Here is a 17932-nt window from a genome sequence, read left to right as displayed (position 1 = left end):
GAGCCCTTCGCAGGGCGAAGGGATCCCACCCGCTTCCACCCAAAAAAGAACGGCGCCCCGAGGGGCGCCGTTCTGCTTCCGTCCACGGCCAGGAGAGAGGGATGGCCGTGGCGGGAAGGCGGTTGCAGGCTTAGAAGCGCTGCTGGTACTTCATGTACATGAAGCGGCCGATGTCGAAGCCACCGTAGTAGGTGAAGCTGCTGTTCGGCTGGCTGTACATGATCGGACCCTGGTGGTTGAACACGTTGTTCACGCCCAGCGACACGGTGCCATCCCACGGCAGGCTGTAACGCACCTGCAGGTCGTGGAAGGTGTTGGAGCCCACCTTGTTGGTCGGCGACGCGCTGGTGTACGACGAGTTGAAGCCCGGCAGGTTGCACTCATCCATGTACGAGCACTTCTCCTTCATGCTGGAGTAGTAGCGCGCGGTCCAGCCGATGCCGAGGTCGCCATACTGCCAATCCAGGTTGAAGGTGGAGCGCACGCGGAAGTCGCCGGCCCAACCGGTACGCTGTTCCACCGGGGTGGTCGCGGCGCTGTCGTTGCGCTGCTCCAGGTAGTCGGTGTAGGTGGTGTTCCAGTTGACGGCGAACTTGCCGAACGCGGTTTCCGGCAGGCGGTAGCGCACGTTGATGTCATAGCCGGCGGTTTCGCGGTAGCCCGCGTTGACCAGCGAGCGGTCCAGCGAGTTGACCTGGCCGTTGCTGCCACGGGTGAAGCGGCCGCAGGCGGCATCCGAACCCTGCACGTAGCACTGTTCCAGGATGTTGGTGGCCGACTCACCAACGATGGCGTTGTCGATGCGGATCTTCCACCAGTCCAGGCTGACGTCCAGGCCCTGCACGAAGTCCGGGCTGTAGACCAGGCCGACGGTCCAGGTCTTGGCGGTTTCCGGCTTCAGGCCCGGGTTGGAACCCGAGCTGAAATCGGTGGTGGCCTGCTGGCCGGGCTTGGTGGCCACGCTGCCATCGCTGTTGAGCTGGTGGAAGTTGGCCGGCACCTTCAGCGCCTGGCAGCGGGCAGCAACGGTCGGGCTGGTGGCGGCGGTACCGAAGGAGGTATCGCACGGATCGGTGAACGAGTCGCGGCTGCTGACGGTGCCGCCGTACAGGTCATCCACGGTCGGCGCACGGAAGCCGGTGCCGTAGGTGGCGCGCACCAGCAGGCTGTCGATCGGCTTCCACTTCAGGCCGAACTTGCTGTTGGTGGTCGAACCGAAGTTGTTGTAGTCCGAGTAGCGGCCGGCCATGTCCAGCGACAGTTCGCGGGCGAACGGCAGGTCGGCCAGCAGCGGCACCTGCAGTTCCAGGTAGACCTCGTTGAGCGAGTAGTTGCCGCGGGTCGGCTGGCCGCTGGTGCCGGCGATCTCGCCCTTCTGCACCATCGTGTCCGGAGTGTAGCTGGCTTCTTCGCTGCGGTGCTCGAAGCCCATCGCGGCCAGGATGTCGCCGGCCGGCAGGGTGAACAGCGAGCCGGAGATGTTGCCGCTGGCGACCTTGGTGGTGCTCTGCATCTTGTCGACGAAGCGGGTGAACAGGTAGTCCTGCACGTCCTGGTTGCTCAGCGAGCCGGGTCCGGTGTAACCCATCGGGGCGGCCGGGTTCCACGGCACGCAGCCGGCGATCACCGCGCCCGGCGCACCGCAGCGGGCCACGTTGCCGTCCATGAAGGACGGGCCGACGGCCAGGTTGACGTGCGGCTGGTACATGCTGCCGGTACCGATGCGCTCGCCTTCGTTGCGGTTGTACATGTAGTTGACGTTCCAGTCCCAGTACCGCGAACCGGTTTCGAAGCTGCCTTCCAGACCAATGCTGGCGCGCTTGGTTTCCAGGTTGTTCTCGGTGCCGCGCGGCAGTTCCTCGGTACGGTGCGCGAACAGCGCATCCTGGCCCCACAGGTTGAACGCGCTGTCCTTGGACAGGGCGGCACGGCTGCCATTGCGGGCCTGCGCGGCGCTGACCGAGTACGGGTAACCGGCCAGGTGCTTGGTCGACTCGCGCTTGCTGTACAACGCGTCGGCGACGATGCGCAGGTTGTCGGTGATCGAGAAGCCACCGTTGGCGAACACCGAGGTGCGTTCCAGGCCTGTCAGCAGGCTCATGTTCGACTTGGTGTTGGCACCATCAGCCGGGTCCGGCGCATGGAAGTTGCCGGCCTTGCCCGGGTCGCCGCCCGGGCCCACCGTCAGGTTCTTGCCACCGACGGTGACGTAGCCCCACGGGGTGTTGCCATTGAGGCCATCGTTGGGGTGGCGCGGGCCGTTGGTGTAACGGCTGAACGCGCGGTCCTTGCCCAGCACCTCATCTTCCTTGGTGCGCTCGGCGCCCACGCTGAACCAGCCGCGCTCGAAGGTCTTGCCGAAGGTCGCGCTGTAGGCGCGCTTCTGGCCGTCACCCTGGCCGTACTGGCCGACATAGACGCTGGCTTCGCCACCATCGAAATTCTTGCGGGTGATGATGTTGACCACGCCGGCGATGGCATCGGAGCCGTACAGCGCGGAGGCGCCGTCGGTCAGCACTTCCACGCGCTCGACGATGGACGACGGGATCGAGGCCAGGTCGGAGTAACCGCCGGCGCTGACGCCCATGCGGCGGCCGTCGATCAGCACCAGGCTGCGTTCCGGGCCCAGGTTGCGCAGGCTGACGTACATGCCGCCGAAGTCGCGCGAGGAGGTCAGCGACGAGGCGCGGCTCATGCTCGGCGCACCGGCGGCAGGAATGTCCTGCAGGATGTCAGCGACGTTGACGTAGCCCTTCTTCTCGATCTCGGCGCGGTTGAGCGCGACCACCGGCTGTGCGGTTTCGACACTGGCCTGGCGGATGCGCGAGCCGGTGATTTCGATGCGGTCGAGGTTGGTCGGGGTATCGCTGGTGCTCTGTGCGAAGGCGGGGGTGGTGCAGCTGGCGGCCAGCGCGATGACGATCGCGTTGCGCAGCGGATTGGTTTTCAGGGACATCCGTGAAATCTCGTGTTTCGGTAAAAACAAGCGCCCGTTCTATGGGCGCGTGGGGTGCTGCAAACCAACGTGGGGGGCGCGATTCTAGAATGTTTCCATTCGTAACTGTTTGTCTCGGCGCTGCTGGAAGTGCGCGAAAATGAATCGCAACCAACAATCCACAGATGCGCTGTGCGCAGCGTCACGCGCGCTGCGTTTGCGATGGGCAGAGGCATCGATAGCGGCACGAAGCTGGCACGCTTGAGTGGTTGCGACAACGCGTCGCAGTACGCGCTTGTATGCAGGCGCGCAGGCGTTGTGATGCACCTGCCCGCATGAAATGCTCTTCGCCTTGTCATCGAAGGCAGGAGACGAAGGAATGATCCAGCTTGAAGAAGCACGCCGTCGCGTGGAGGCTGCACTTGCCAGCGACGATGAGCCGGTTGCCATCACGCATGAGCACGAAGTGGTCGAAGGCTGGCTGTTCTGCTTCCAGTCGCTGCGCTACCTGCAATCCGGCGAAATCTCGGATGCATTGGCCGGCAATGGGCCGATCTTCGTCGACCGGCACACAGGCGAGCAGCACGCGCTGGGCACGGCGTATCCGCCCGAGGAGGTCCTTCGCCAGCATCTGGCCGCGCGCGGCCCCGCCGTCTGATGCTGCGGCGGCGGATTTCTGAGTTCGGCAACGTGAAAGGGACGGAGCCTTCGCTCCGTCCCCTTGCGTGATGCGCAGTCCACCGCTGCGCGATGCTCAGGTTTCGCGCAGCGCCGTGGTGATCGGCAAACGTGCCGCGCGCAGTGCCGGGAACAGGCCGCCGACCAGGCCGATGCCCAGTGCCCATTTCAGGCCGGTCCACAGCAGTTCCGGCGACACATGGAACTTGAACACCACTGCGCTGAAGTTGCTGCCGATGGTGGACACGCTGTAGCCATTGAACAGCAGCCACGCCACCGCACAGCCGAGCAGGCCACCGAGCAGCGCCAGCAGCATCGTCTCCAGCATCACTGCCGTCACCACCGGCAGGCCGCGGAAGCCGATCGCACGCATGGTGGCGATTTCGCGGGCGCGCGTGGCGACGGCCGCATACATGGTGTTGAGCGCGCCAAACACCGCACCGACCGCCATGATCGTGCCGATCACCTTGCCAAGGATGTCGATCAACTTGGTCAGCCCGCCGCCCTGCTTGCTGTAGTACACGCGGGTGGTTTCCACGTCCAGTTTCAGGCGCGGGTCGGCGGCGACGGCGGCCTTGAACTGATCGAAGCCTGCCTTGCCCTCGGTGCGCACGCTGATCGACTGCCAGGCGCTGCGCTGGTAGGTGGTGGCCAGCGTATCGGCGTCGGTCCACAGTTCCGAATCATGCGCATCGCCGGTGGCGAACACACCCACTACGGTCCAGGTCTGGTTGCCCAGGGTCAGTGTCCTGCCCACCTCCATGTCGCGGAACTGGCCCTTGGCGCCCTGGCCGACCACGATCTCGCGCAGGCCGGTGGCGAACTTGCGCCCCTCGACGATCCTGACCTTGTCATGCACCGCCCATGCCTGCGGGCCCACGCCGCGGAACTGCGCGTTGACGTCGGTGCCATCGGACTTCGACACCAGGTTGACCACCTGCGACAGCTCCGGCGACAGCAGCGGCCGGCCCTGCGCATCGCGGCTGATGCCGGGCAGGGTGGACAGCATCGGTACCTGCTCGCGGGTGATCACCGAGTTGGTCTCGGCCTGCGAGCCACCGCGCAGCACGATGGCAGTGGTGTCATCGCCGGTGTTGTTGAGCGTGGCCTGGAAGCCTTCGCCCATCGCCAGCATTGCCACCAGCACGCCGACCACGCCGGCGATGCCGACCACGATCACCGAGGACGCGCCCCAGCGCTGCGGCAGGCTGGCCACGCCGATATGGGTGGCGGCCAGCGCCAGTCGCCCCCCGCGGGTCAGCAGCAGCCACAGGGCCACCAGCACGGTCACGGCCAGCACGCCGGTCCACGGCAGGCTGATCCACAGCACCAGGCCGACCGCCAGCAGCAGCACCGTCACGCCGTTGCCCAGCCACTTCTTGAGTTTGCTCTTGAACATGTCTGTGTTCTCCTCAGCGACCGGCCAGTGCGTCGACGATCTTCAGGCGCTTGGCACGCAGCGCCGGCAACAGGCCGACGATGATGCCGATCACCACGATCAGGCCCAGCCCCATCAGCCAGGTTGGCGTCGGCACGTGCGGCGGCAGCATGCCCATGCTCTTCGGGCCGATGGCCGGCAGGATCAGCGCGGCCAGGCCCATGCCGATCAGGCCGCCCAGGCCGATCAGCAGCACCGATTCCACCATCACCAGGGTCAGCACGGTGCTGTCCTTGAAGCCCAGCGTTTTCAGCGTGGCCAGCTCCGGCACGCGCTCGCGCACGGCCTGCGCCATGGTGTTGCCGGTCAACAGCAGCAGGGTGAAGAACACCGCGCCCATGATCGAGGTGACGATCATGCCGATATCCGCGAACTGCTTGACGAAGGCCTGCTGGAACGCCGATTCGGTCTGGGTCTTGGTCTCGTGGTCGGAGTTGGCCGAGATCGCGTCGATCGCCTGCGCCACCCGCGAAGAGTGGTCCGGGTTGTCCAGCGTTACCGTGTACCAGCTCACCTGGTTCTTGATGTAGTCGTTGGATTCATCGAAGTACTTCCAGTTCATCATCAACTGGCGTTCTTCGTTGGCGGCCAGCGCACGGTCCTTGGAACGGTAGATGCCCTTGAGCACCAGCGGCCAGTCGTTGCTGCCGCCACGCGGGAAGATCGTGGCCTGCAGCGGGATGGTGTCGCCGATCTTCCAGCCGAACTGCTTGGCCAGGGTTTCGCCGACGATGGCGCCGGTACGGGTCTGCTTCCAGTCTTCCAGTTGTGCCGGGTCGATCTGCAGCTCGCGGTAGACATCGAAGTAGTTGGGGGACACCGAGAAGTTCGGGAAGAAGTTCTTCGGGTCCTGGTAGATGCCGCCGAACCACATGCCATAGGCCACGTCGCGCACGCCGGCCACCTGCCGCACCTGGGCCTCCAGGCGGATCGGCAGCGACTGGGTGATCGACAGCCGCGATGCGACCACCAGGCGGTTGGCGCCTTCCACGCTGCCGCCGGAGGTGAATGCCACGCGCACCGAATCGAGCATGCCGAACAGCAGGAACGCGGCCACCACGGAGAGCAGGGTCAGCAACGTGCGGGTACGGCTGCGGAACAGCTGCGCCCACACCAACGAGAAGTATTTCATCGCCGTGGCCTCCGTCAGTGGGCCAGCGGCGCGTCGGCCAGCTCGCCCTTGTCCAGGTGCACCGTGTGCGTGGCGTACTCGGCGGCCTTCGGGTCATGGGTGACCATGATGATGGTCTTGCCATGCTCCCGGTTGAGCTGCTGCAGCAGGCCGAGGATCTCCTCGGCGGACTGGCGGTCGAGGTCGCCGGTCGGTTCGTCGCAGATCAGGAAGGTCGGGTCGGAGACGATCGCCCGGGCGATTGCCACGCGCTGCTGCTGGCCGCCGGACAGTTCATTCGGGCGGTGGCTGCGGCGGTCGGCCAGGCCGACCAGGGTCAGCGCGATCTCGGCGTTGCGGCGGCGCTGCGCCGCATTGAGGTGGGTCAGCAGCAGCGGCAGTTCCACGTTCTTCTGCGCGGTCAGCATCGGCATCAGGTTGTAGAACTGGAACACGAAGCCGACGTGGTGGCTGCGCCAGGTCGACAGCTGGCCGCCGCTCATCTGGTCGATGCGCTCGCCCTCGATGCTGATCTCGCCGCCGCTGGGGTTGTCCAGGCCGCCGATCAGGTTGAGCAGGGTGGTCTTGCCCGAGCCGGACGGGCCCATCAGCGCGACGAAGTCGCCGCTGGCGATGTCCAGGTCGATGCCGTGCAGCACCTGCACTTTCTCGGGGCCACGCTGGTAGGTCTTGGTGATGTTGCGCAGTGAAACCAGGGTCGACATGGGTGGTTCTCCACGGAAGGCGGGAAACGGGGAAGCGCCACGGCAGGGGCCGCAGGCGTGCGTCGAGCGGTGCTGCCGGCGGCGCCCGTGGGCGCCAGGCCGCTACTGCGCTTGTTTCTGTTGCACCTTGGCGCCATCGCGCAGGCTGTCCGGCGGGTTCAGCACCACCGATTCACCTGCGCTCACGCCCTTGAGGATCTGGCGGTCCTTGCCCATCGCCTGGCCGGCCTCGACCGTGCGCTGCTGCACGCGGCTTTCGTCACCCAGCACGAAGGCAACCGAGGCGCCCTCGCGCTGGACCACGGCGCCCGCCGGCACGCGCACGCCCTGCGGTTTGGCGGCCGCCTGCGGCTGCGCCTGTTCCAGGAAGCTGACGCGCACGCCCATCTCCGGCACGATGCGCGGGTCCTTCACCTTCAGCGCCACGCGCACCTTCACCGTGGCCTTGCCGCGGTCGGCGGTGGGGATGATGGCGATCACCTCGCCCGGAATCTTCCACTCCGGATAGGCGTTGAGCGTGGCTTCGACCGGCATCTTCGGCTGCACGCGGCCGATGAAGGCCTCGCCGACCTCGACTTCGATCTCCAGCGAGTCCATGTCGACGATGGTGCCGATGCCGGTACGGGTGAACCCACCGCCCGCCGACAGCGGCGAGACGATTTCGCCGGGCTGCGCGGCCTTGGCAGTGACCACGCCGGAGAACGGCGCGCGCACGATGTTGTTGTCCACGCCCAGATCGGCGATGGCCAGCTGGTCGTTGGCCACCCTGACGTTGCGCTGTGCGGTGTCCAGCTGTGCACGCAGGCTGTCACGCTGGGCCACCGCCTGGTCGTACTGCGAGCGCGACACCAGCTGCTGGCCGACCAGCGCCTGCAGGCGGCTGGCTTCAGCGGCCGCCTGCCTCTGCTGCGCTTCCAGCCCGGCCACCTGGCTGCGTGCGGCCTGCAGCTGCGAGGCATACAGGCTGCGCTGCGCGTCGGCATCGATCGGGTCCAGGGTGGCCATGATCTGGCCCTGTTCCACGCGCATGCCTTCCTCGATCATCACCTCGCGCACCTTGCCGGTGATCTTGGCCGATACCGTGGCCATGCGCCGGGCGACCACGTAGCCACTGGCATCGAGCACCGAACTGCTGGCGCTGCCCTGCTGGATGGCCACGGCGGGGGCGGTTTCCACGTCCACTGCCGGCGTACGCCCGAACAGGGCGAAGCCGACAGCGGCCAGCAACAACACGACCACGATGATCGCGATCCACAGCCAGCGGCGGCCACCGCCACTGCCGCCGGAGGCGGGCGGCGGCGATTTGCGGTCGATACGGAGTTCCTTCAACAGCTCGGCAGAAGCGTTCATTCGTTCCATCACAGGCGTTTGGGCGGGTGTGGCCGGAAGGGCGGACGGCGGCGGTTCCGGCGGTGGAGCGTGCGGCACAGCATGCAGGCAGGCACAGCGATGACGGCAGTGACAGCTGTCACCCGATGACACTGACGGCGGCAACTGCGAAACGTGACCACGGCGGCACAGGATGGCAACGTCCCCGCTACCGGTACCGCCCATGGATCCGATCACCCCGTCGCTGGCCCGCCACAGCCGCGCCGCCAAGCGTACCGTGATCCGCGCTCGGTTGCGCCGGTGCCGCCCGGCCGGTGGTGGCGCCTGCGCGCAGGCGGCTGAACTGGCATGATCGGCGGCGATCGTCCCCGCCTGGAACCGCCCGTGCCGTCGACATGGCTTGCCTCGCTGCTGCGCCCCGCGCCGGACTCGGCGGTGGCCGATACGCTGCGCCGGGGAAAATCGCCCTGGAGCGAGGCAGTCCACCTGCTGTGGTCGGTGTGGATCTTCCTGACGCCCTTGCTTGGCCACGGCTTCACCCTGCGCTGGCTGCTGCTGACGCTGGCCAGCTACCCGGTGTTCCTGCTGCTGTACGCCAAGGTGATGGTGGCGCCGCGCCATCACGCTCCGCGCTATGCGCTGGGCCTGATCGCGATGTCGCTGGTGCTGCTGCCCTGGTATCCGTCCGGGCTGACCTACTTCGTGTTCGGCTGCGTGCTGCTGCGGGTGAGCGGACGCGGTGGCTGGTGGCAGTATCTGCTGCAGCTCACTGGCCTGAACCTTCTGTTCTGCAGCCTCGCGCTGCTGTTCCAGTACCCGTGGCAGAGCCTGGTCTGGATCCCGGCCGTGTCCTACATCGTGGGGCTGGTCGTGAACGTGGAAGCGCTCAACCAGCAGAAGGATGCGGCACTGCAGCTGTCGCAGGACGAGGTGCGGCGGCTGGCGGCCACTGCCGAGCGCGAACGCATCGGCCGCGACCTGCATGACCTGCTCGGCCACACCCTGTCGCTGATCACATTGAAGCTGGAGCTGGCGCGCAAGCTGCACGACCGCGGCGACGCGCGCGCGCGGCTGGAGATCGGCGAGGCCGAGGCCATCGCCCGCGAAGCGCTGGCACAGGTGCGCAGCGCGGTTACCGGCATCCGCGCCAGCGACCTGGCCGGTGAGCTGACATCGGCGCGGCTGCTGCTGGAATGCCAGCAGGTCCACCTTCAATACGCACCACCACCGGCGATGCCGGTGGATGTCGAACGCGGGCTGGCGCTGGTGCTGCGCGAGGCCGCAACCAATATCGTGCGCCATGCACAGGCGACACAGGCACGGGTGGAGTTCATGCTGGAGGGACGCATGCTGGCGATGCAGATCCGCGACGATGGCCGTGGCGGCGTGCAGGCCGAGGGCAACGGGCTGAGCGGCATGCGCGAACGCGTGGCCGCCCTGGGGGGCAGCCTGCAGGTACAGTCCGCAAAGGGTGAGGGCACGCGACTGACCGTGCGCGTGCCACTGGCTGCCGCGACCACACCGTTGCCGCCGGGAGCGCCGCCGTCGCTGGCACAGGACGGTGCCGCATGATCCGCATCCTGCTGGCCGAGGATCAGGCGATGGTGCGCGGTGCACTGTCGGCGTTGCTGGGCCTGGAGCCGGATATCGAGGTGCTGGGCAGCGCCGCCGATGGCGAAACCGCGTGGCGGATGCTGCAGCAGCTGCAACCGGACATCCTGGTCACCGACATCGAGATGCCCGGCCTGTCCGGGCTCGAGCTTGCCCAGCGCATCGCGCGCCACGAGCTGCCGATCAAGGTGGTGATCGTGACCACCTTCGCCCGCGCCGGCTTCCTGCGCCGCGCGCTGGAAGCCGGCGTGCTGGGCTACCTGCTGAAGGATGCACCGGCCGAGAACCTGGCCGATGCCCTGCGCAAGGTGAAACAGGGCATCCGCGCGATCGACCCGCAGCTGGCACTGGATGCGTGGTCGCAGGCCGATCCGCTGACCGACCGCGAGCGCCGCGTACTGCGGCTGGCGGGCGAGGGCCGCACCGCCAGCGAGATCGCCGAGCAGCTGGGGTTGTCGCACGGTACGGTGCGCAATTACCTGTCCGAGTGCATCGGCAAGCTGGGCGTGGCCAACCGGATCGAGGCGTACCGGCTGGCGCGGCAGAAAGGGTGGTTGTAGCGGATCATTTCCGCGCCTGCGGAGACGTGTCACTTTCTTTGCTCGTGCAAAGAAAGTAACCAAAGAAACACGCCGCCAGAGCGCGAGCCGTCGCTACGCGACGGTTCCCTGCGCTTCTCGGCGAATCAGGGGACGGCGCCGAACTCGCTGCGCTCAGACACCGGCGCCTCTGCGCCCCCTGATTCCCCTGCGATGCTCGGCTCGCTCAAGGCGGACCCAACGTCAAAGGCAAAATCTGCACCCGGTAGATCCACGCCATGCGTGGATGCTCTTGCTGTTGATCTTGACCTTCCAGTCCGCCTTCAAGCGAGCCGAGCACCGCAGGACCGGCGAGGGCGAAGAGGCGCGGGTGTCTGAGCGCAGCGAGTTCCCGCGCCGTCCCTCGACGGACCGAGGAGCGCAGGGCACCGGCGTGCGAAGCACGCCGGCTCGCGGCCGGCGGAGCGTTTCTTTGGTTACTTTCTTTGCGCGCAAAGAAAGTGACACCCCCCGCGGTCGCGGAAACAATCCGCCGGGAACGCCCGGCGAATCCTTTCAATTCTTCCCGCGCGCCATCGCCTGGAACACCCCGTCACGCCGCACCCACAGGTGGAACAGCGCTGCACCCACATGCATCAGCACCGTGGCAAACAACACATAGGCCAGCAGGCTGTGCGCATTGCGCAACGCGGCATACAGCGCCGGGGTATGGGGCACGATCGGCGGCAGGTGCAGGCCGCCCCACAGCACGATCGGGTAACCGCCGGCCGACAGCATCGCCCAGCCGATCAGCGGCATCGCCAGCATCAGTGCGTACAGCATCCAGTGCGAGGCCTTGGCCGCCATCACCTGCCACACAGGAAGATCCGCCGGCAGCGGCGGTGGGCGATGACGCAGCCGGTTGTACAGGCGCAGCAACACCAGTACGCCGATGGTGATGCCCAATGGGCGGTGCAGGTCGATCAGCATCGGTCGCAGGTGCAGCGAGGCGACCATGGTCACGCCAATGAACAGCATGGCGACGATCATCAGCGCCATGGACCAGTGCAGCACCCGCGCCAGCAGGTTGAAGTGGCCGTTGCCGGTGCTCATCGTGCGGCCTCCTTCCGTTGCTCGACGTTGCCGGTGGCGCGCTCGCGTTCGCGGCGGTTGAAGGACTGCGAATACACGGCCGAGCGGGCCGCCAGGATCGGATCGTCACTGCCACGCACGCCGCTGGGCAGGATCAGCGGATCGAAATTGATCTGCCCGCAGGCGCCCTGTTCCTGCGACTGCATGCGGTCCAGGCTGAGTACGCCGGCCACTACCTGATCACGCGATTCGGGCCACGGTACCGACGGATCATCGATGGCATCGCCAGGCTCGGCGGTGGTCACGACCAGGTTCCAGCGCACCGGGCCGCTGGCCAGGCGCTGCTGCAGTTCCTGGCTGAGGAAATCGACGCTGGCCTGCTTGCGGGTTTCCGCATCCATCTCCACCACCGGCGCCTGCGGCTGCCAGCGCCAGCGCACCGCGCGCTTCTGGCCCTGCGCATTGGTGAACCAGAAGCTGTTGACGCTGTTGAAGGTGGTGTCGGCCCAGCTGCTGGTCCACGGCGCGGTCTTGGCCCACTGCTGGAAAGCCTGCGCACTGGGGTATTTGGCCAGCACCGCGGCCATCTTCTGCGGATCGGGCTTGCCGGTGACCGGGTCGGGAATGGAGGCGCGGGTCTGCTCGTAGAACGCCTCGGCGCTGGGCACGGCGAAGAACGGGAAGCTGTTCATCGCCATGCGCCATTCCTGGCCATCATCGCTGACCATCTGCACCGCGAGGCTGCGCACGCGTGCAGTGTTGTCGGCGCCGTAGGGGTCGCCGCCGCCGATCGACAACCGGCCCATCACCGGCACGCGGCGCTGCGAGAACACCCGTGCGCTGGACAGGGTGGGGGCCTGCGCGCTGGGTTCGAACCAGCCGCTCACGCAGATGCCCTTGCTGTGCGCGCGGCGGAAGCCCGGGTGGGCCGGGCCGGTGGCCTCGATGGTGTCGGTGAAGCGCTGCGCGGTCAGGCGGTTTCCAATCCAGCCGGCCAGCCAGGCGAAGGCCAGCGCGACCGCACCCAGAATGAGTGCGATCAGTGCGATCCAGAGCAGGGGTGAATGCTTGCGTGGCGCGCCCGGCGTCTGGCCAGCGCGGGTGTAGCGGAAGAGCGACATGGTCGGAGTCCTGCCTTCACGGAGCGTGTGGGTGGTCGACCCACACATCCTCGCAGAACCCGGCCGGGGCCGAAATTCAATTTTTCGTCAGATTTTCCGGGGACGGGGTGCCGACCAACGGTCGGCACCCACCCGATCAGCTGTAGCGCTGCTTCAGCATCGCCCACGCCGAGCGCAGCGCCAGCGCTTCGCCACCGGCCGGACGGCCCGGGCGCTCGCCGTCGTTCCAGGCATACACATCCAGGTGCGCCCAGCGCTGGCCGTCTTCCAGGAAGCGTTCCAGGTACAGCGCGGCGGTCACCGAGCCGGCCATGCGCGAACCGGCGTTGGCCAGGTCGGCGATGCCGCTGCTCAGGTAGCGCAGGTAGGGGCGCCACAGCGGCATGCGCCAGACCGGGTCGCGGGTCGCGTCACCGGCCTGCAGCCACTGCTGGGCCACCGTGTCGTCGTTGCTGAACAGTGCCGGCAGGTCCGGGCCCAGTGCGATGCGCGCGGCACCGGTGAGGGTGGCGAAGTCCAGCACCAGGTCCGGCTTCTGCTCACCGGCGAAGGTCAGCGCATCGCACAGGATCACGCGGCCTTCGGCATCGGTGTTGTCGATCTCCACGCTCAGGCCCTTGCGGGTGGCGATCACTTCGCCCGGGCGGAAGGCATCCGGACCGATCGCGTTTTCCACCGCCGGCACCAGCAGGGTCAGCCGCACCGGCAGCCCGCGCGCCATCACCAGGCCGGCCAGGGCCAGTGCGTGCGCGGCGCCGCCCATGTCCTTCTTCATGTTGCGCATGCCGTCGGCCGGCTTGATGTCCAGCCCGCCGGTATCGAAGCACACGCCCTTGCCCACCAGCACCAATGCCGGATCGGTGTCCTTGCCCCAGCGCAGCACGACCAGGCGCGGCGCACGATGCGAAGCGCGGCCCACGGCGTGGATGGCCGGGAAATTCTGCTTCAGCAGTTCGTCGCCGGTAATCGCCTCGACCTGCGCACCATGTGCATCGGCCAGCGCGCGCGCGGCGTCTTCCAGCTGCTGCGGGCCCATGTCTTCGGTCGGGGTGTTGACCCAGTCGCGCACGCGCAGGCTGGCGGCGATCAGGTCGGCCACTTCGCCGGTCGGCGAGGCCACCAGCTGCGCCGGTGCGCGATTGCGCTTGCGATAGCGGTCAAAGCGGTAGCTGCCCAGGCCCCAGCCCAGCTGCAGCAGCGCCCGTTCGGCGGCCGGCAGTTCATTGGCCAGCTGCCAGACGCTGCCTTCCGGCAGCGCGTGCGGCGCATGCGCATAGCTGTAGGCATCGGCACGATCACCCACGCCCATCACGGCACCGGCCAGGCCATCGGCGCCCGGCAGCAGTGCCACGCTGTGGGCGCCGGCGTCGAAGCCCTGCGATGCCAGCCACGCCTGCGTGGCAGCCGGCTGGCTGTCCTTCCAGGCGGCGAACTGCTCGCGGTCCAGCACGTACAACGGCAGCGCCGCAGCGGTGTCGGCGGTGAAACCAGTGATCTCGCTCATGCGTCAGGTACTCCGGGGTGCGGCGGCGTCGAGGTTGGCATCCAACCAGTCGGCCAGGCCGGTAAGGGTGTCGAACTGCAGGTCCGGCTGCAGCTGCGGATGGGTCCAGGTGGCTGCGTCGCGGTTGATCCAGCAGCCGCGCAGGCCGGCGGCAATCGCCCCGGCCACGTCCATGTCGGCATGGTCGCCGACGTGCAGCACCTGTGCCGGTGCCACACCCAGGCGGGTGCACGCGGCATGGAAGATGCTGGCTTCGGGCTTGGCCGCGCCGTGTTCGCGCGAACCTAGCTGGAAGGCGAAATGATGGGCCAGGCCGATCCGCTCCAGGTCGGCGTTGCCGTTGCTCAGCGCCGCCACCGGTACCCGTGCGGCAATGCGCGCCAGCGCGTCGATCGCATCGGGATAGCACTCCACCTGGTTGCGCGCGGCGTAGAACACTTCATACGCAGGCTCCAGCAGATCGAGGCTGGCACCGCTGGTGTGCAGTGCTTCGTGCAGGGTCAGCCGGCGCAGCGCACTCAGGTCGTGGTGGAGGTGCGGATGGGCGTGGTACAGCCGCTCGCGCAGTTCGCGCATCGCCTCCACCGGATACATCGCGGCGGTAGCGGGGCTGTGTTCGCACATCCAGGCGTGCAGGACCTGTTCGATGCGGGCGCCGATCGGAGCGAACGGCCACAGCGTGTCGTCAAGGTCGAGGGTGATGGCTTGGACGGGGAAATTCACCTCGCCATTCTACCCCTGCCCGCGCGGGCTTTCATGCGGCGCGGCGGGCGGGTGGGCACTGTGGCTGGGCCGGGTCAGCGCAGGTTGTACGAGCAGGCGATGGTGGTCTGGCCGTCGAACTGCTGCACGTCCAGGTTGTGCCGCCCAACTTCCTTCGTGTAGGTGCCTGCCACCGGGTCGGACATCTTCGCCAGTGCCGCGACCTGTTCCACACTGGCCGAGCTGAAGTACGCGGTGAAACTGTCGATGCCATCCTCGCCGCTGTCGCCGTCATAGGACTGCAGCCGGTTCACGGGCTGGCCCAGCACCATCAAGGGCGTGGTCAGCCGGAACTCGCCGCTGGATTCGCCGTCCTGCGCCCTTGCCGGGGCCGGTGCCAGCATCCGGGCCATGGCGTCGAACTGCATGGGCGTGAGGTGCCGCTTGCAGGTAACCGCCTCAGCAAGCTGGGTGCGCGCCTGATCGGCAGTCGGCGGCGTCGCGGCGAACGCGGGAGCGGCAATGCAGGCCAAGGCAAGGCAACGCGTGGCGAGAGAGTTCATACGAGCGGATCCATCCGGGTAGGGCGCCATAGTCTGCCACTTCGTCCCTGTTTCTGGTTCCGCCACCTGCGTCCATCCGTTGTTGATGCCGTCACTCCAGCAGGCGTGCCCAGCCCTGCATGCCATCCAGGCGTGCCAGCACCAGCTTGATGCACACCAGCAGCGGCACTGCCAGCAGCAGCCCGATCATGCCCCAGGCCCAGCCGAACACCATCAGCGCCAGGATCAGCACCAGCGGCGACAGCTTCATCCGACGGCCCAGCACGATCGGGGTCACCATCTGCCCTTCCAGGGTGTGCAGGCCCAGGTAGGCGGCGGCCGGCAGCAGGGCCTGCAGCGGGTCGCGGAACTCGACGAAGCCCATCAACAGCATCAGCGCCACGCCGATCAGCGGACCCACGTACGGGGCGAAGTTCAGTAGTGCAGCCACCGTGCCCCACAGCAGTGCTTCCTGCAGGCCGATGCCGAGCAGCATCAGCACGCCGGCGAACACCAGCCCGACCAGGGTGTTGATGACGCTGATGGTCAGCACGTAACGCGAGACCTCCCGTTCGATCGAACGCAGGATGTCGGTGGTGAACCGCTGCTGCTGGCGGTTCGGGAACAGGGCGATCGCTGCGCGCTGCAGGCTCTGCCCGTAGATCATGAAGAACAGGGTCAGCAGCACCACCGCCAGCACCGACGCGGCCAGGCGCGGTGCACGGGTCAGCATGCGGTATGGATCGTCCAGCTGGGTGCGGATCACCTGCACCTTGTGGTTGCTGTCACCGCCGGCCACGCGGGCGAAGTTTTCCGCCGCCTGGTTGGCCTGCTGCACCGGCTTGGTCAGGTCCTGCACCTGCCGGGCCACCTTGCGCAGCTGCTGCGGTGCTTCCTGCGCCCATTCCATCGCCGGACCGATCAACTGCACCGCCAGCGAACCGGTCACGCCCAGCCCGGCGCCGAGGATCAGCAGTGCGCCCAGCGCGCGCGGAATCCACAGCTTCTGCAGCAGGCGCAGGATCGGGTTGCCGACCAGTGCGAAGAACACCGCCAGCAGCACCGGCAGGATGATGTCCTGCGCGGCCCACAGCGTGTAGCCCACCGCCAGGGTGGCCAGGACCACCAGCGACATCGGCCCGCGTGGACGCGACGGGGGCGGCAGCGGTGCCTCCGCACCCTGCGGATCGGCTGGTGACGGGGACAGGAGGGACTCGCTCATCGACGCACCAACCGGGAAGGGGAGCGCATTATCCGCCGGCCGCGATCGGCGCGGCGGAGTGCGTGGATCAACGTTCGGACAGCTCGGTGGCGGCTTCGGCCGGGCGCGGTTCGCGCGGTTCCGGTTCGGGTTCCGGGCGGGGGGCAGGTGCCGGCCGTGCGTTGGCGGAGGAGGCCGCCGCCTGTGCCTGCTCGCTGGCATCGTCGGCTTCTTCGGCCGCGTCGTCGGCGGTCGCTGCAGCCTGTGCCGCCATCGCCGTGGCGAACGCCGCCTGGGCACTGGCGAACAGGTTCGAGACCGAACCGACCATCTGCAGCCAGCGCGCACCGTTGACCTTGCCGGGCACTTCCAGCTTGCCGGCGATGAAGCCACCGGCCAGGCCGACCACCACGATGCGCAATGGCGACCAGCCCTTTCGCCAGACGTCGCTGAGCGTGGACCAGTGGTCATGGGTCTCGCCCAGGCGCACGGTCACCACCTGTTCGCAGCGTTTCACCCGCCGCTGCAGCGCGCCGAACTTCATGGCTTGCCCTCGGGCAGCTGCACGCCGGCATCGGGGTCGTCTTCGCTGGGCTCGTCGAACAGGCCCAGGCGTGACAGCTGGCGCCGGGTGGCATGCATGCCGGTGTGATGGAAGAAGTAGGACACCCGCCAGATCGCGTAGCCGGTGACGGCCAGGCTCAGCAGCGAGGTGATCAGCAGCGCCTGCAGCCAGCTAAGGCCCCAGCTCTGCAGCAGGGCGATGAGGGTGGCCGCCATCAGCAGCCAGGCCGAGGCACCAAATACGATCGCCACGCCGGCCCAGGCCAGCGCACGGCCGAAGGCGCTGCGGGCCAGGGCGAAGTCGGCCGAGGCCAGCCGGCGCAGCGAGCGCACGGTGTGCTTGGCCGAATCGGCGGCGGCACGACCGGCCGCGCCGACCTGGCGGATGCTCTCATCCAGCGGCGGGGTGGCCGCCGGATCAGGGGCTTGCGCGTTGTCTTCGCTCACGCCGCGGCTTACTTGTCGCTGCTGCCGCGGGCCAGCTTGGCGATGATCCAGCCGGCAGCGAAGGCGACGCCGAACGAAGCCAGCGGACGCTCACGGATCAACTCGGCGGCGCTGTCGATCAGGTCCTTGCCCTTGTCCATCAACGCGTCAACCTGTTCCTTGGCAGCGGCACCACCGAATTCGGCGGCGGCCAGGCCAGACAGTGCGCTGTCGGACAGTTCGGCCTTGACGTTGGCCTTGCCGATGCGCAGCTCGTCGGTCGCGGCACCGGTTGCGCCCTTGATCGCACCGCCGGCGGCCGTGGCGGCCTGCTTCAGGTGGGAACCGGCTTCACCCAGGTGTTCCTTCAGGTTCTCGGTATTGGTGGGGCTCATCGAATCACTCCTGTTGCGATGGGGGAACGGGTGTCGGCGG

At 67.6% G+C, this 17932-nt stretch carries 18 protein-coding genes; 4 read left to right on the top strand and 14 right to left on the bottom strand.

The features are described from left to right. Nucleotides 1-130: 130 nt before the first annotated feature. Nucleotides 131-2956: a TonB-dependent receptor gene (locus tag VG561_RS02865; protein ID WP_423179361.1), complete on the bottom strand. Its 2826-nt coding sequence runs from the start codon at nucleotides 2954-2956 to the stop codon at nucleotides 131-133. A gap of 358 nt (nucleotides 2957-3314) precedes the next feature. Between VG561_RS02865 and VG561_RS02860 the strand changes: the two genes are divergently transcribed. After that, nucleotides 3315-3593: a YrhB domain-containing protein gene (locus VG561_RS02860; protein WP_019661820.1), complete on the top strand. Its 279-nt coding sequence runs from the start codon at nucleotides 3315-3317 to the stop codon at nucleotides 3591-3593. 96 nt (nucleotides 3594-3689) lie between these two features. On the opposite strand, the gene VG561_RS02855 is transcribed toward VG561_RS02860, so the two are convergent. The 4 genes from VG561_RS02855 to VG561_RS02840 form a co-directional block, all read right to left on the bottom strand. Next, nucleotides 3690-5012, bottom strand: coding sequence for an ABC transporter permease (locus tag VG561_RS02855; RefSeq protein ID WP_197575379.1), 1323 nt, complete (start codon nucleotides 5010-5012; stop codon nucleotides 3690-3692). A 13-nt stretch (nucleotides 5013-5025) separates the two neighbouring features. Continuing rightward, complete coding sequence (locus VG561_RS02850) at nucleotides 5026-6183, bottom strand: ABC transporter permease (protein ID WP_014035671.1); 1158 nt, start codon at nucleotides 6181-6183, stop codon at nucleotides 5026-5028. A 14-nt stretch (nucleotides 6184-6197) separates the two neighbouring features. Continuing rightward, nucleotides 6198-6887, bottom strand: a complete 690-nt coding sequence (locus VG561_RS02845) for an ABC transporter ATP-binding protein (protein ID WP_004137569.1) — start codon at nucleotides 6885-6887, stop codon at nucleotides 6198-6200. Between the two features lie 102 nt (nucleotides 6888-6989). After that, the gene (locus VG561_RS02840) at nucleotides 6990-8237 is read right to left on the bottom strand and encodes an efflux RND transporter periplasmic adaptor subunit (protein ID WP_164077833.1); all 1248 of its coding nucleotides are present in this window, start codon (nucleotides 8235-8237) and stop codon (nucleotides 6990-6992) included. Nucleotides 8238-8439: 202 nt separating this feature from the next. On the opposite strand from VG561_RS02840, the gene VG561_RS02835 reads away from it, so the two are divergent. Genes VG561_RS02835 through VG561_RS02825 form a run of 3 tightly spaced genes read left to right on the top strand, consistent with a single transcriptional unit; the run spans nucleotide 8440 to nucleotide 10387 of the window. Then, a complete protein-coding gene (locus VG561_RS02835; protein WP_257473236.1) occupies nucleotides 8440-8568 on the top strand; it encodes a hypothetical protein in 129 nt (42 codons plus the stop codon). Then, the gene (locus tag VG561_RS02830) at nucleotides 8565-9788 is read left to right on the top strand and encodes a sensor histidine kinase (protein ID WP_423179360.1); all 1224 of its coding nucleotides are present in this window, start codon (nucleotides 8565-8567) and stop codon (nucleotides 9786-9788) included. The genes VG561_RS02835 and VG561_RS02830 overlap by 4 nt, the downstream gene beginning before the upstream one ends. Beyond that, nucleotides 9785-10387 carry a response regulator transcription factor gene (locus VG561_RS02825; protein WP_014645643.1) on the top strand — a complete coding sequence of 201 codons (603 nt, stop codon included), beginning with the start codon at nucleotides 9785-9787 and terminating at the stop codon, nucleotides 10385-10387. The genes VG561_RS02830 and VG561_RS02825 overlap by 4 nt, the downstream gene beginning before the upstream one ends. 534 nt (nucleotides 10388-10921) lie before the next feature. Here VG561_RS02825 and VG561_RS02820 read toward each other — a convergent pair. From VG561_RS02820 to VG561_RS02780, 9 genes are all read right to left on the bottom strand, one after another. Further along, nucleotides 10922-11458, bottom strand: a complete 537-nt coding sequence (locus VG561_RS02820; RefSeq protein WP_049441850.1) for a cytochrome b — start codon at nucleotides 11456-11458, stop codon at nucleotides 10922-10924. Beyond that, nucleotides 11455-12558 (bottom strand): catalase family peroxidase, encoded by a 1104-nt coding sequence (locus tag VG561_RS02815; RefSeq protein WP_053495702.1) that lies wholly within the window; start codon nucleotides 12556-12558, stop codon nucleotides 11455-11457. The genes VG561_RS02820 and VG561_RS02815 overlap by 4 nt, the downstream gene beginning before the upstream one ends. 136 nt (nucleotides 12559-12694) lie before the next feature. Next, a complete protein-coding gene (locus tag VG561_RS02810; protein WP_423179359.1) occupies nucleotides 12695-14062 on the bottom strand; it encodes a leucyl aminopeptidase family protein in 1368 nt (455 codons plus the stop codon). A gap of 3 nt (nucleotides 14063-14065) precedes the next feature. Further along, complete coding sequence (locus VG561_RS02805; protein WP_049441851.1) at nucleotides 14066-14785, bottom strand: HAD family hydrolase; 720 nt, start codon at nucleotides 14783-14785, stop codon at nucleotides 14066-14068. 74 nt (nucleotides 14786-14859) lie between these two features. After that, nucleotides 14860-15327 carry a hypothetical protein gene (locus VG561_RS02800; RefSeq protein ID WP_032961458.1) on the bottom strand — a complete coding sequence of 156 codons (468 nt, stop codon included), beginning with the start codon at nucleotides 15325-15327 and terminating at the stop codon, nucleotides 14860-14862. 91 nt (nucleotides 15328-15418) lie between these two features. Beyond that, nucleotides 15419-16528, bottom strand: a complete 1110-nt coding sequence (locus tag VG561_RS02795) for an AI-2E family transporter (protein WP_049441853.1) — start codon at nucleotides 16526-16528, stop codon at nucleotides 15419-15421. A gap of 67 nt (nucleotides 16529-16595) precedes the next feature. After that, complete coding sequence (locus VG561_RS02790) at nucleotides 16596-17051, bottom strand: protein sip-5 (protein WP_423179358.1); 456 nt, start codon at nucleotides 17049-17051, stop codon at nucleotides 16596-16598. Continuing rightward, a complete protein-coding gene (locus tag VG561_RS02785; protein WP_014645651.1) occupies nucleotides 17048-17518 on the bottom strand; it encodes a phage holin family protein in 471 nt (156 codons plus the stop codon). The genes VG561_RS02790 and VG561_RS02785 overlap by 4 nt, the downstream gene beginning before the upstream one ends. Nucleotides 17519-17526: 8 nt before the next feature. Further along, nucleotides 17527-17892 carry a hypothetical protein gene (locus VG561_RS02780; protein ID WP_004153835.1) on the bottom strand — a complete coding sequence of 122 codons (366 nt, stop codon included), beginning with the start codon at nucleotides 17890-17892 and terminating at the stop codon, nucleotides 17527-17529. Nucleotides 17893-17932 lie beyond the last annotated feature (40 nt).

This window comes from Stenotrophomonas sp. CASM110, assembly GCF_049384345.1.
Taxonomy (GTDB): Bacteria; Pseudomonadota; Gammaproteobacteria; order Xanthomonadales; family Xanthomonadaceae; genus Stenotrophomonas; species Stenotrophomonas muris.
This window is presented reverse-complemented; position numbering and strand designations above follow the sequence as displayed.